The organism is Streptomyces sp. NPDC096339, from assembly GCF_044762985.1.
Lineage (GTDB): Bacteria > Actinomycetota > Actinomycetes > Streptomycetales > Streptomycetaceae > Streptomyces.
This window is the reverse complement of record NZ_JBIWFI010000024.1, coordinates 56486-69859: the sequence shown is the minus strand read 5'-3', so window position 1 is coordinate 69859 and position 13374 is coordinate 56486. Positions and strand designations below refer to the sequence as shown.

At 72.9% G+C, this 13374-nt stretch carries 10 protein-coding genes and 2 pseudogenes; 6 read left to right on the top strand and 6 right to left on the bottom strand.

All coding sequences use genetic code 11. The features are described 5' to 3' along the window. Window positions 1-267 precede the first annotated feature (267 nt). A pseudogene (locus ACIQ5Y_RS26405) lies at window positions 268-1856 on the top strand (TROVE domain-containing protein). 155 nt (window positions 1857-2011) lie between these two features. On the opposite strand, the gene ACIQ5Y_RS26400 reads toward ACIQ5Y_RS26405, so the two are convergent. The 3 genes and pseudogenes from ACIQ5Y_RS26400 to ACIQ5Y_RS26390 form a co-directional block, all read right to left on the bottom strand. Beyond that, complete coding sequence (locus ACIQ5Y_RS26400; protein WP_403885276.1) at window positions 2012-2935, bottom strand: hypothetical protein; 924 nt, start codon at window positions 2933-2935, stop codon at window positions 2012-2014. A gap of 382 nt (window positions 2936-3317) precedes the next feature. After that, window positions 3318-3395, bottom strand: a pseudogene (locus ACIQ5Y_RS26395) (FAD-binding protein); the annotation flags it as partial. Between the two features lie 108 nt (window positions 3396-3503). Beyond that, on the bottom strand, window positions 3504-4487 hold the full coding sequence (locus tag ACIQ5Y_RS26390) for an NAD(P)/FAD-dependent oxidoreductase (protein ID WP_403885273.1): 984 nt from the start codon (window positions 4485-4487) through the stop codon (window positions 3504-3506). 66 nt (window positions 4488-4553) lie between these two features. Between ACIQ5Y_RS26390 and ACIQ5Y_RS26385 the strand changes: the two genes are divergently transcribed. Together ACIQ5Y_RS26385 and ACIQ5Y_RS26380 are read left to right on the top strand one after the other, a co-directional pair. Then, window positions 4554-5189, top strand: a complete 636-nt coding sequence (locus ACIQ5Y_RS26385) for a helix-turn-helix domain-containing protein (protein ID WP_403885270.1) — start codon at window positions 4554-4556, stop codon at window positions 5187-5189. Beyond that, window positions 5186-5710, top strand: coding sequence for an NUDIX hydrolase (locus ACIQ5Y_RS26380; RefSeq protein ID WP_403885267.1), 525 nt, complete (start codon window positions 5186-5188; stop codon window positions 5708-5710). The genes ACIQ5Y_RS26385 and ACIQ5Y_RS26380 overlap by 4 nt, the downstream gene beginning before the upstream one ends. Window positions 5711-6003: 293 nt before the next feature. Here the strand turns inward: ACIQ5Y_RS26380 and ACIQ5Y_RS26375 are convergent, their stop codons facing one another. From ACIQ5Y_RS26375 to ACIQ5Y_RS26365, 3 genes are all read right to left on the bottom strand, one after another. Beyond that, window positions 6004-8100, bottom strand: a complete 2097-nt coding sequence (locus ACIQ5Y_RS26375; protein ID WP_403885264.1) for an MDR family MFS transporter — start codon at window positions 8098-8100, stop codon at window positions 6004-6006. 36 nt (window positions 8101-8136) lie between these two features. Next, window positions 8137-9492, bottom strand: coding sequence for a 6-phospho-beta-glucosidase (locus tag ACIQ5Y_RS26370; RefSeq protein WP_403885261.1), 1356 nt, complete (start codon window positions 9490-9492; stop codon window positions 8137-8139). A gap of 168 nt (window positions 9493-9660) precedes the next feature. Further along, window positions 9661-10647, bottom strand: coding sequence for a helix-turn-helix domain-containing protein (locus ACIQ5Y_RS26365; RefSeq protein ID WP_403885258.1), 987 nt, complete (start codon window positions 10645-10647; stop codon window positions 9661-9663). A gap of 219 nt (window positions 10648-10866) precedes the next feature. On the opposite strand from ACIQ5Y_RS26365, the gene ACIQ5Y_RS26360 reads away from it, so the two are divergent. The 3 genes from ACIQ5Y_RS26360 (at window position 10867) to ACIQ5Y_RS26350 (ending at window position 13347) form a co-directional block, all read left to right on the top strand. Then, entirely contained in the window at window positions 10867-11535 is a 669-nt protein-coding gene (locus ACIQ5Y_RS26360) for a helix-turn-helix domain-containing protein (RefSeq protein ID WP_403885256.1), read from the top strand. Window positions 11536-11599: 64 nt separating this feature from the next. Further along, a complete protein-coding gene (locus ACIQ5Y_RS26355; RefSeq protein WP_403885253.1) occupies window positions 11600-12157 on the top strand; it encodes a toxin-antitoxin system, toxin component in 558 nt (185 codons plus the stop codon). After that, complete coding sequence (locus tag ACIQ5Y_RS26350; RefSeq protein ID WP_403885250.1) at window positions 12154-13347, top strand: MAB_1171c family putative transporter; 1194 nt, start codon at window positions 12154-12156, stop codon at window positions 13345-13347. The genes ACIQ5Y_RS26355 and ACIQ5Y_RS26350 overlap by 4 nt, the downstream gene beginning before the upstream one ends. The last annotated feature ends 27 nt before the right edge of the window (window positions 13348-13374 follow it).

Below are 13374 nucleotides of genomic sequence, written 5' to 3'. Positions count from 1 at the left end.
CCGCAAGCGGCGGACCGCGGGCCCGCGGTTAATCGGTGGTGCGCGGTCCGGCGGCCTTGTAGGTTCTCAGCGCGACCGCGCCTCCGATGCGCCCGGCTGCGGCTACTTCCTTCTGACAACCAAGTGACGCCGCAGCCCCTTTTGATCTCGGTGGGCGCGGGCGCTCCTTCGCCCCGTCGGACGCTTCGTCCGGGGCGTCCCGTCCCTTGAATCCGGGGGGATTCACTGCCTCGTCACACCCCGCGCGTCTCCAAGGTCTGGTCCGAGATGCTCGTGGCGCCGCACATCTCGGCGGCCGCACGCTCCCTGCCCGCTCCAGCGCTCCACCACCGGCCGGCCTGGCCGGACTTCCGCACCCATCACGGCGGCCCGGGCTTCGTCCGGGAGCCGCGCGAGGAGCTCTTCCTCCTCGCGGTCGGCAACTTCGTCTCCCAGCGGACCTTCTACGAGAGCGGCCAGGAGCGCGACGACCGGTACTCCCGCCTCGTCGCCGAACTCGCCGTCCAGGACCCCGTGTGGACGGCCGGCCTGCTCCGCTGGCTTCGCGGCGAGGGCAACATGCGCACCGCGTCCCTGGTGGGCGCCGCCGTGTACGTACGGGCCCGGCTCGACGCCGGAGCGTCCGGAGGGCCGTCCAACCGGTCCGTGATCGACTCGGTGCTCCAGCGCGCCGACGAACCCGGCGAGCTGCTCGCCCACTGGATTTCGGCGTACGGGCGGAAGGTGCCGACGCCCGTGAAGCGGGGCGTCGCCGACGCCGTGCGCCGGCTCTACACGTCCCGGTCCCTGCTCAAGTACGACACGGCGTCCAAGGCCTTCCGCTTCGGTGACGTGCTCAACCTGGTGCACGCCTCCCCCGACCCGGACAAGCCCTGGCAGGGCGCGCTCTTCCGGTACGCCCTGGACCGCCGCCACCACCCGGAGACGGCGGTTCCACCCGCCTCGGACCGCCTGCTGACCGCCCACCGGGCTCTGATGGCGTCGGCCGCGGACGAGCGGCGGGCGATGGTGACGGGGCCGGGCGGCTCCGAGCTCCTGGCCGCGGCGGGCATGACGTGGGAGGCCCTGGCGGGCTGGCTCCACGGACCGATGGACGCCGCCGTCTGGGAAGCCGTGATCCCCACGATGGGGCCGATGGCGCTCCTGCGGAACCTGCGCACTTCGACGAGGCGGGGGTCTCGGACGAAGTCGCCGCTCGCGTCGCCGCACGCCTTTCGGACGCCTCCGAGGTCGCCCGGTCCCGGCAGTTCCCCTTTCGCTACCTGGCCGCCCACCAACACGCGCCGTCGCAGCGCTGGGCCGTGGCGCTGGAACGGGCGCTGGGCCACTCCCTGGCCAACGTGCCCTCCCTGCCCGGCCGGACCCTGATCCTCGTGGACCGGTCCGACTCCATGTTCTGGGACACCGTCTCCGAACGGTCCAAGCTGACCCGGGCGGACGCGGCGGCCGTGTTCGGCACCGCGCTGGCCATGCGAGCCGACCAGGCGGATCTGGTGGAGTTCGGCTGGGGCAGCCGACCGGTGCCGTTCGAGCGGGGCGAGCCGGTGCTCGACGTGCTGAAACGGTTCCACAGTCTCGGCGGCACGGAGACCACGACCGCGGTGCGGAAGCATTACCGGGAGCACGACCGGGTCCTGATCGTCACCGACGAGCAGGCCGCGGCCGTACCCGGCCGCCGCGGCGGGCCAGCCGAACCGGTCCCGGCCGGCATCCCGGTCTACACGTGGAACCTCGCGGGATACCAGCCCGCCCACGGCCCTGCGGGCCCGCACCGCCACACCTTCGGCGGCCTCACCGACGCCGCGTTCCGGATGGTCGGCCTCATCGAGGCCGGCCGCGAGGCCGCTTGGCCGTGAACCACCGGAACGGGCGGAACCATCGGGACGGGCGGGACCACCAGGACAGGCGGGACCATCGGGACAGGCGGGACCGCCGGATCCGCCGATCCGGTCTGATCCGAAAGCCGCGGTCCGGCCCGTCTGGACCCGGTCCGGTCCGGACCGGACCGCGCTCAGCCCCTCGTCAGCTTCTCCCACTCCTCCCGGTCCGGCCCCGCCGGCTTCGGCCCGTAGTCCGGGCGTGCCTCCAGCCAGCGCGCCACCCGCGCCCGGATCTCCGGATCCGCGTACGCGCGCGCCGGCGGCTCGGCCAGGTGCCGCACCCTCGCCCGGGCCCGCATCACCTCCGGGTCCTCCAGCGCGCACTCGAACAGCGCCGCCACCTCCCGCGGCGTCCCGGATCGCACGGCCCGGGTCGCGAACCGCTCCCCGATGGCCGAGTCCGCGACCACCTGGAAGTCGAACCAGGGCTTCAGCGTGCGCACCGCCCAGTCGTGGTGGTCTGCGGCGTACCGCTCCGATCCCGGGTCCTGGTGCGCCGTACGGGCCACTCGGCGCGCCGCCCACAGCGCGAGCGAAGTGCCCTGCCCGAGGGTCGGGTTGGTGTGCGTGATGGCGTCCCCCACCGGTACGAGCCCGCTCACCACCGGGCCCCGCTCGTCGGCGAGCGGGCTCCACCGGTTGTCCAGGCTCGCGGTCGCCAGTACCTCCGACAGCGGCTGCGCGCCCAGCGCCAGCCAGGCCTCGCCGGGCGCGAAGGACCGGGCCGCGCCCTCGAAGATCGCGGGATCGCGCAGTGCCGAGCGCGTGGTGTCGGTGGTGTGCACGAAGAGCGTGACCGCGAACACCCGGTTGTCGGCGGGGAAGACGGCGCACCCGGCGAAGGCCCCGCCGGCCACCGCCCAGGGTCGGCGCGGACCCTCCTCCATGCCCTCGGGCAGCCGGTACCAGCGGCAGAAGTACGCCAGTCCGGTGCGGTGCCGTTCCACGGCGGCCGGGCGGCAGCCGGCCGCGGCGAGCCACCGCTCGGTGCCGCCCCGGCGGCCTCCCGCGTCCACCACGAGGTCCCCCTCGTGGCTCCCTTCGCCGGTCGTCACCCCCGTCACCCTGATCCCCGGGGCCGTGATCAGCCCGGTGACCGGCTCCCCGTACCGCGAGACGGCGCCCGCTTCCCCCCCGCAGGGCCGTGGCCAGCGCGCTCTCCAGCAGGATCCGCCGGGCCTGGATCATGACGAGGTCCTCGTCGCCGGGGCGCGCGGGGGGACGTACGTCGAACCAGTCCAGCTCGTGCCGCTCGCGCGCGCCGAGCCGGAGCAGCTCCTCGTGGACATCGGGCAGTTCCTCGCGCAGGACTCCGCGCGCGGCGCCGAGGAGGGCGTGCGGCTGGTTCGCCTGTGGTACGGACGGGCGGTGCCAGCCGAAGAAGTCGCGGTCGAGCGCGGTGCCCGGGGCCCTGGTGTCGCGCTCGAACAGTTCCACGGTGTGTCCGTGCCGTGCCGTGAGCAGGGCGGCGGCCAGGCCTCCGACTCCTCCGCCGATGACCAGCACATGTGCCATTGCGCCCCCTGAGCCGAAGAACGTACGACGATCAGACCGCCCAGAGCCTGCGCGAACGGAACCTGGCCGAAACTCGCACAGTCGTCCGAGGGTCGGATGTCCGCGGGATCAGCCGCCCGCCCGGTACGCCTCCACGGCCCGGCGCCCCTCCTCCTCGATCAGGTCCGCGTTGATGGCGACGGCCGCCTGCACGCCCTGCGCGGCGGCGCCCGCGACCTGTGCCATCGGGGCCGTCACGTTCCCCGCCACCCAGACCCCGGGAAGTGCGGTGGCCCCGGTCGCCGCGGCCGACTCCACGCAGGTGCCGATCACCTGGCCGTCCCGCTCCAGGGAGGTCAGCGGCAGTCCCAGTCCGGTCAGCACCCCGGAGCGGGCGGTGAACCGCGGGGCCACCACCAGTGCCCGGCACTCGACCGTTCCCCCGCCCGCCAGGGTCACCCCGGCGAGCCGGTCGTCCGCGTCGACCGCGAGTCCGGTCACCTCCCCCTCGACCACCGCGACCCCGAGGGCGGCCAGCAGCTCCCGGTCCTCCTCGGCGGGCTCCCAGGTGTGCGCCAGCAGCGTCGTACGGTCGCTCCACTGCCGCCACAACTGCGCCTGGTGCACGGAGACGGGGCCCCCGGCCAGTACCGCGACCGGTGCGTCCCGGACCTCCCAGCCGTGGCAGTACGGGCAGTGCAGCACGTCCCGCCCCCAGCGCTCCGCGAGACCCGGCACCTCGGGCAGCTCGTCCACCAGCCCGGTGGTGACCAGCAGCCGCCGCGCCCGGACCGAGGAACCGTCACCGCAGCGCACCAGGAATCCCCCGCCCGGCAGCCGGTCCGCGGCGATGGCCGTACCCCGCCGGATCAGCCCGCCGTAGCCGGCCACCTCCGCCCGGCCCCGTTCCAGCAGCTCCGCCGGGCCGCGACCGTCGTGGCCGAGGTATCCGTGCATGTGCGCGGCGGGGGAATTGCGCGGGCTGCCGGAGTCGACGACCAGGACCGAGCGGCGGGCCCGGACCAGGGTCAGGGCTCCGGCGAGCCCGGCGGCCCCGCCGCCCACGACCACCACGTCGAACAAGGTGTCCATCGTTTCCTCTGCGTCGTCCATGCCGGTGAGCGTCCGCCCGGCCATGCACATTTGACAAACGTACTTGCCGAAGTGGCAAATGGATCCATGGCCACCGAGGAGCACGGCGAGGAGCAGGACAAGGAAATCGCAGGCGTGCTGACCGCCGTCGGCCCGCGGCTGCGCGCCCTGCGCCGGCAGCGCGGCACCACGCTGGCGCAGCTCAGCGAGGCCACCGGAATCTCGCTTTCCACCCTCTCCCGGCTGGAGTCGGGGCAGCGCCGGCCGACGCTGGAGCTACTGCTCCCGCTCGCCCGGGCGCACCGGGTGGCACTCGACGAGCTGGTGGGCGCCCCGGAGACCGGGGACCCCCGGATCCGGCCGCGGCCCTTCGTCCGCCACGGCCGGACCTATGTGCCGCTGACCCGCGATTTCGGCGGTCTGCACGCCTACAAGACGATCCTGCCGCCCGCCGGGAGCCCGACGGTCGACCCCGAGCCCGAGCTGAAGGTCCACGAGGGCTACGAGTGGCTGTACGTGCTGTCCGGGCAGGTACGGCTGCTCCTCGGCGAGCACGATCTGGTGCTCGGCGCCGGAGAGGCCGCCGAGTTCGACACGCGCACGCCCCATGCCTTCTTCAACGCGGGGCCGCGCCCCGCCGAGTTCCTGAGCCTCTTCGGCCCGCAGGGCGAGAGGATGCACGTGCGGGCCCGGCCCACCACACCACCGGAAGGACGCCGATGAACACCACCGCCACCGACCGGCACCCCGAGCAGCCCGAGCAGCCCGAGCGCCCCGAGCGCGCCGCGCCCCGGCCCAACGGCGTCGTCGGCGTCGGGCTCGTCGTCGTGGCCCCGGACGGCCGGGTGCTGCTGGGCCGGGCGCACGACGGCCGCTGGGAGCTGCCCGGCGGCAAGGTCGACCCGGGAGAGGGGTTCGAGCAGGCGGCCGCCCGGGAGTTGGCCGAGGAGACGGACCTGCGGGTGGAGCCCGAGGGGATCCGGGTGCTCGGCGTCCGGATCGACGCGAAGTCCGGGGTGACCCGGCTGACCGCGGCCGCGGTCACCACCACGGCGACGGGCGTACCCGCCGTCACGGAGCCGCACAAGATCGCCCGGTGGGAGTGGTTCGCCCCGGAGTCGATCCCCGCCGCCCTCTACGCACCGTCGGCGGGCGTGCTCCGCACCTGGCGCCCGGACCTCGAAGCGCTGCCGCACGCACCCTCGTACGACTATCCGACCGCCACGGTGGACGAAGCCGGCTGAGCCCCACCGGGCCACGATCCGCGCGCGACCGCCTCCGTACGACCTCCGATGCCGACCGCCCACACGCGAAGCTCCCCCGCGCGATGCTCCCCGCCCGATGCCCAGCATGCGATGGTCGGCCCCCGACGGCCGGCGCCCCACGACCGGCGCCCGATCACGCGCGCCCGACGAACACCGCCAGACGACCGCCGACCGCCGACCGCCGCCCGACGACCGCCGCCCGACGAACACCGCCCGACGACCGCCGACCGACGACCGCCGCCGGACAGACCCCGCCCACCGGCCCCCGCCGACTACCCCCGCATGACCACCCTCGGCGCGAAGTTCCCCTCACCCAGGTCCTCCGCCAGCAGCCGCTTCGCGATCGCGTCCGCCGCCACCCGCAGTTCGGCGCTCCGCGGCCGGCCCCGGTCCTGCTCCAGCCGGTCCTTCAGCCACTCCGCCCACGCCGCCGAGATGACCCCGGCCTCCCGCTCCCCGGCCGGGGTGTGCGAGAAGAATCCGTTCTGCCGCGTCAGGTACCCCTCGTCGACCATCCGCTCGAAGACCGGCAGCAGCACCTCCGGAGGCAGGGAGCGCCGCCCCGCGATCAGCCCCAGGCTGGCGTGGCCGACCGTCCGGGTCATCAGGTCCACCTGCATCACGGCCCACGCGCCCGCCATGTCCAGCCGTGTGTCGGAGGCGTCGACGATCGCGCGCGCCTCCTCCGGCCCCATGTTCCGCACCAGCTTGCCGACCGCCAGCTCCAGCAGCTTGGCCGAGTCCCCCGAGGCCGTGGCCGGCGAGCCGAAGCCGTCGCCCATGTCCGTGGAGGCGGCCCGGGCGGTGTCGCGCAGCCGGACCTGCTTGAGGAAGAGGGACACCACGAAGCCGACCAGCGCCACCGGCACCGTCCACAGGAACACCGTGTGCAGGGCGTGCGCGTACGCGTCGATGATCGGACCGGCGGCCGCCGGATCGAGCCCGTGCACCCCTTCCGGGCTCATGGCCGCCTTGCCCAGCTGCGCCGGATCGCCGCCGGTGGCCCGGGCCGCCTCCGCCACGCCCGCCACCAGCGCGGGCTCCAGGCTGTTGGCGTAGATCGTGCCGAACACCGCGGTCCCGAAGCTGCTGCCGAGCGTACGGAAGAAGGTGACGCCGGACGTGGCCGTGCCCAGGTCGGCGTAGTCGACGGTGTTCTGCACGGCGATCGTCAGGACCTGCATGCACAGGCCGATGCCGGCGCCGAGGACGAACATGTACAGCGATTCCAGCCAGGCGTTGGTGCCCGGTCCCATCAGGGAGAGCAGGTAGAGGCCGAGAGCCATCACGGCGCTGCCCACGATCGGGAAGATCCGGTACCGCCCCGTCTTGCTGGTCACGTTGCCGCTGAAGACGGAGCAGATCAGCAGGCCGATGACCAGCGGCAGCGTCCGGACGCCCGAGACCGTGGCCGAATCCCCGTCCACGTACTGCAGATAGGTCGGCAGGAAGGTCATCGCGCCCAGCATCGCGAAGCCCACCACGAAGCTGAGCACCGAACAGACCGCGAAGACGGGATTGCGGAACAGCCGCATCGGCAGCATCGGCTCCGCGGCCCGGGCCTCGACCAGGCAGAAGAGCACCAGGGCCACGACCCCGCCTGCGAACAGGCCGATGATCGTCGGGGAACTCCACGCCAGCTCGTTCCCGCCCAGGCTCGTGGCCAGGATCAGCGCACTGGCACCGGCGGTGACGAGCGCGATACCCAGGTAGTCGATCACCGGCCGGCCCGACGCCCGCATGGTGGGGATCGTCCGGGCCGCCGCCACGACCACCAGGATGGCGATCGGAACGTTGACGTAGAAGCACCAGCGCCAGCTCAGGTGGTCGGTGAAGAAGCCGCCCAGCAACGGGCCGATCACGGTCGCGACGCCGAAGACCGCGCCGATCGCGCCCTGGTACTTGCCTCTTTCGCGCAGCGGGACCACGTCCGCGATCAGTGCCATCGAGGTGACCATGAGGCCGCCCGCTCCGATGCCCTGCAAGCCCCGCCACACGATGAGCAGGGTCATGTTGCTCGCGAGGCCGCAGAGGAAGGAGCCGGTGATGAAGACGATCGCGGAGATCTGGAAGATCAGTTTCCGGCCGAAGAGGTCGCCGAACTTGCCGACCAGCACCGTCGCCACGGTCTCGGCGAGCAGGTAGGAGGTGACCACCCACGACATGTGGGCCGCGCCGCCGAGATCCGCCACGATCGTGGGCAGGGCGGTGCCCACGATCGTCTGGTCCAGCGCGGCCAGGAGCACCCCCAGCATGATCGTGCCGAAGATGACGTTGCGCCGCCGCCGGTCGAGGGCGGGGGACGCCGAGGTCGCTGCGGGGGCTGTGGTCACATCTCGCACTCTCACAGCGCACCCGGCCGCACGCATGCGGCGTACGGCCGAACGGGCGGCGGGAGTGCGGTATCAGCGCAGGTGGGCCAGGCCGGGATGGGCCGCCGCGTAGCCGTCCAGCAGCCGTCGGGCCACCCCCACCGAGTCCACCAGCGGGTGCAGCGCGAAGGCCTTCACCGCATCGGCCCGCGAGCCGCTCGCCGCGGCCGCCAGGACCTCCCGCTCGACCGCCTTGACCGCCGTCACCAGCCCCACCGCGTGCAGCGGCAGTTGCCCGACGCCCACCGGATGGGCCCCGTTCGCGTCGACCAGGCAGGGCACCTCGATGACCGCTTCGGCGTCGAGGACGCGCAGGGTGGAGCCGTTGGGGACGTTCAGGATCAGGGTGGCCCGCTCGTCGCGTGCGATGGCCCGCATCAGGGCGAGCGCGACCTTCTCGTAGCCGCCCGACTCCAGGTCGCTCTCGTCGCGCTCGCCGACACCGGCCGCCTCGCGGTTCTCGGCCATGTACGTGGCTTCGCGCTCGGCCCGGGTCCGGTCCCAGGCGGCGAGGGCGGCCCCGGCGGGCAGCCCGGCCCGGCCGGCCTCGGCGTAGAAGCCGCGCTGCTGGTCCCGCAGGAAGGCCCCGCGGGTCTGCTTGGCCTCCTGGTAGGTCCGTACCGTGTCACGGTTGAAGTAGTAGTAGTGCAGGTACTCGTTCGGGATCGCGCCGAGCGAGCGCAGCCAATCGGCCCCGAAGAGCCGGCCCTCCTCGAAGGACTCCAGCGCCTCGGTGTCGGCCAGCAGCCGGGGCAGTTCGTCGCGGCCGCCGATCCGCAGCCCGCGCACCCAGCCCAGGTGGTTGAGGCCGACGTAGTCGATCCAGGCCTCCTGCGGCCGGGCGCCGAGCAGCCGGGCGATGCGCCGCCCGAGGCCCACGGGGGAATCGCAGATGCCGATCACCCGCGCGCCGAGCTCCTCGGCCATCGCCTCGGTGACCAGCCCGGCCGGATTGGTGAAGTTGATGACCCACGCCTCGGGGGCGGTACGGGCGATCCTGCGGGCGATCTCGCGGGCCACGGGCACGGTCCGCAGGCCGTACGCGATCCCGCCCGCGCCCACCGTCTCCTGGCCCAGCACTCCCTCGGCCAGGGCGATCCGCTCGTCGGCCGCGCGGCCGTCCAGGCCGCCGACGCGGATGGCGGAGAAGACGAAGTCGGCCCCGCGCAGGGCCTCGTCGAGATCGCGCGTGGCCGTGACGGCGGGGGCGTCGGGCACCCCGGCGGCCGCGGCCTGGTCGGCGAGGACGCAGGCCATGGCGGCGAGCCGCGCCGGATCCTCGTCGTACAGCGTCACATGGGACACCCGGCCCTCGGCGTGGTCGCCGAGCAGGGCCCCGTAGACGAGCGGTACACGGAAACCGCCCCCACCGAGGATCGTCAGCCGCACGCCCTTACCGCCCTTCGCCGAAGCCCTGGTCCTTGCCGTGGCCGCACCCGCGGCCCGGCAGCCCCCGGCCGCAGCCGGGGTCCGGTGCCACGGTCGGTGACACGACACCGGATCCCGCGAGCGGTTCCGTGGCACGCGACCTTCCGGACACCAGTCTCCCCCGCCCGGTCACTCCCCCAGCGGCGGCACGGCGCGCAGTCGGGCGCCCTGCTGGTGCACGAGCCCGCCGCCATGGACGGGACCGAGGGAGCCTCCCTGCGGCGCCGAGAGGATCAGGGTGATCCGGGTCAGCCCCATCGCCTCCAGCATCCGGCTGGATTCGGCCACCATCCGGCAGCGCACGAGGCCCCACCTCGGGTCGGGGTGGCGCACGGTGCGCACCGCCCCGTCCTGCTCGGCGGCCTCGGCCCCGCGCTTGCTCAGCCAGTGCGGCACCCCGTAGCGGTAGGCCGCCTCCATGAACGGGTCGCGGGCCACCTCCTGGCGGATGCTGCTCAGCCCCTCGTCCTCCGGCGCCTCGGCCAGCGCGGTGGCGAGCTGCGCGAGCAGCGGTACGCACCAGGCCGGCTCGTGGTCCTCCAGTACGCCCGCCGCGTCCGGGTGGAACAGCACGAAGCGCAGGAAGTTGTCGTCGGGCAGGGCCGTCGGATGCGGCCGTACGGACTGGAAGAGCTGGTCGAAGGCCGAATTGGTGAGCGCTACGTCCCAGCGGTGGTCCACCAGGAAGCTCGGATAGGGCACGGCCTCCATGAGGGCGGCGTAGTCGCACAGGTAGTCGCGCTGCGCCGGGTCCTGGGGCAGGCGGTTGTCCTCGGCGGCCCGCCACGTGGGCGGCGGATCGCGGTCGACCATGACGCGGAACAGCCAGAAGCACTGCCGCTCGCTCATCTCCAGGGCCTCGGCCAGGGCGAGCAGTTTGCGGTCCGTCCACTCCTTGACCAGGCCGCGTTCCCAGTTCCCGTACGCACGCACGCTGATGCGCAGACGGGCGGCGAGGTCCTCCTGGCTCAGGCCCAGTTCCTCACGGCGCTGGCGCAAAATCTCCTTGCGTCGCTCCGCCCGTACGGCGCCGCGTGCGGACTCATCGGCCGCCAGGCGCTCTTCACCGGCTCGGGCGAGGCCATCGGACGGGCCCACCGCTGCGAGATGTGGCACCGAGAGCTCCCCCTCCCTCACGGTCTGGATCTTCATTTCCGTGTGGCGATCCTGCTACCGACTTCATTCGAGTGTCAACTATTGTGGCAATTCCAGCCTCTTGACAGCTCATTCCCGCCACAGCTGTGGCACGTTCTAGCCCTTCGAGGCCGGAACGGCTAGATTCCAGAAGCCGACCACGTGTCCGAACCGACTTCGCGCGATCTAGGAGAACCACTGGTGACAGACGGCTTCCCGGCTCCCGTCGCGGTGGCCCACGCACCCCTGGCAGCCACCGTCGCGCGCGTTGCCGAACTCGCAGCCAAGATGGGCCGCGACCGGAGCCAGGTCTTCGACCTGCGACGCCTCTCCGAGGCTTCCGGCGTGCCCACGGACGTGGTCAGGACCCTGCTCGACGGCAGGCCGGCCGGCGAACCCGATCTGCAGGCCCGCTTCCTCCAGCGTCTCGACCTGCTCCGGCGCACCCGGGTCAAGCCCAACGGCCGCCGCTACACCCAGCAGGAGATCGCCGACGGCGCCGGCATGTCCCGGCAGCAGGCGGGCGCCCTGATCAACGGCGACCGGCGGCCCACCATGGAGCACTGTGACGCCATCCAGCGCTTCTTCGGCGTGCACGCCGGGTTCCTCACCGCCCACGACGCCGACGCCCTCACCGACGCGCTGCAGCGGACGGAGCAGCAACTGCTCCAGGACTTCGCCGGCCGGGCGCGGGAAACCGTACCTGCCGCGGCCGCATCGACGGGCGATCCCCTGGCAAGACTCCTCCAGAACCACGGCGTACGGGGCATTGCCTGGCGCGCCGCACAATTGCCCAGCGACAAGCACCGGGACAAGGTCACCGAATGGCTGGACATGCTCCTCGAGAGCGTCAAACCGAATGAATCCTGACCCAGTCGAGAGTCTGGGTCTGATCCTTGAGTCCTGATCCGGATCCATTCCGACGGGGAGAACGGTGAGCATAGGCAGAGAGCAGCGGCGGTTGTGCGGGGAGCTGGTGGCCGGCATCCGGCTGACCGCTCCCGTGGAACCCGTGGACCTCTACGCCGCCCTGTGCGAGGGCATGAGCAAGCACCGGGGCCGCCCGGTGGAGTTCCGGATGGCCGCGTTCCCGCCGGGGACGGCCAGCGGCCTGTGGCTCGACATGGCGGACCGTGATCTCGTGGTCGTCGAGGAACGCACCGCACCCGACCACCAGTTGGTGATCCTCGGGCACGAGCTGTGGCACATGAAGGCCGGTCACTGCAGTCACCACGTCGACGGCGCCGCCGTCGCCGCCCGGCTGCTGTCCGACGGTGCCGACATCGGCGAAACGGTCCGCAGCGTCGCCGCGCGCACGCGCGCCGACGTCCGGGAGGAGACCGAGGCCGAGACCTTCGGCCTGCTGCTGGGCAGCCGGTGCCGTACCTGGCTGGCCGGATCGTCGAGCCACCGGGCCCCGGCACAACGCGACCACCTGGCGGGCCGGATCGAGGCCTCGCTCGGCTACCGGGGGCACAGGAACGACCGTTGAACGGCCAGGACTACTACATACCGGCGATCGCGATGGCGGTGGCGCTCGCTTTCAAGCTGCCGGCCCTACGCCACAACTGGCGTGATCCGCTGCTGCGTTCGGTAGTGGCCCTGCTGACACTGGCGGCGGCCGTGTTCGCCTTCGCCGCCCCGCCCACCATCGAGGCGGTCAACCGCTGGACCGGGGTGCCGAACGTCTCGGCGCCGTTGGTGTACTCCCTGATCACCGGGTTCAGCGCCTCCTGCCTGGTCCTGGTCGTCAACTGGCGGGGCGGCCCGCCCGAGAAGACCCGCCGCACCTCGCGGAGGTGGATCCTCGGCTACAGCGTCGTCAGCGTGCTCCTGGTCGTGCTCTTCGCCCTGGGCGACGCCCCGGTCGAGCGGCTGCGCGATCTGGACACCTACTACGCGAACACCCCGTACATCCGCGAGATGATCGCCCTCTACCTGGTGGCGCACAACGTGGCCGCGCTGGTGATGGTCGCCATGTGCTGGCGCTGGTCGCTCCAGGTGCGCGGCTGGCTGCGGGTCGGCCTGATGATCATCGTCGCGGGCTACATGTTCAACCTCAGTTACGACGCGACCAAGATGACCGCGGTCGTCGCCCGCTGGACCGGCCACGACCTCGACTACCTCAGCACGTTCGCCGCCCCGCCGCTGGCCTCGGCGGGAGCGCTGGTCAGCGCGATCGGATTCGTACTCCCCCTGGTCTGCCAGAAGCTGTCGGACAACTGGGAGATCTGGACGACGTACCGCAGGCTCGGCTGGCTCTGGCAGGAGGTGCAGATCTCCGCGCCCAGCAACGCGCCGGCCGTGCACATGGCCTGGTGGTCCGCGGCCGAACTGCGGGTGATCCAGCGCGAGTCGGACATCCACGACGGGTTCCTGCACCTGGGCCCGTACTTCGACCGGCAGCTGCGCGACGCGGCCTACGAGCGCGCCCGCGCGGAAGGGGCCGACGAGGAGACCGCTCGCGCCGTCGCCGACGCCGCGATGGTCGCGGCCGCCGTGCAGGCCCGCGCCGCGGACCCCGAGGGCCGGGTCATCGAGGCCGGCGAGGAGAACGCGGTCGAAGGGCCGCGCGATCTGCTGCGGATCTCGCACGCCCTACGGCATTCGCCGGTGGTGCAGGCGGTCCGGCAGCGCGCGGCCCTCTCCGGGAGCGGGCTCTCCGGGAGCGGGCTCTCCTGAAGCCGGCTCCGACCGGAGCCCGCTCCG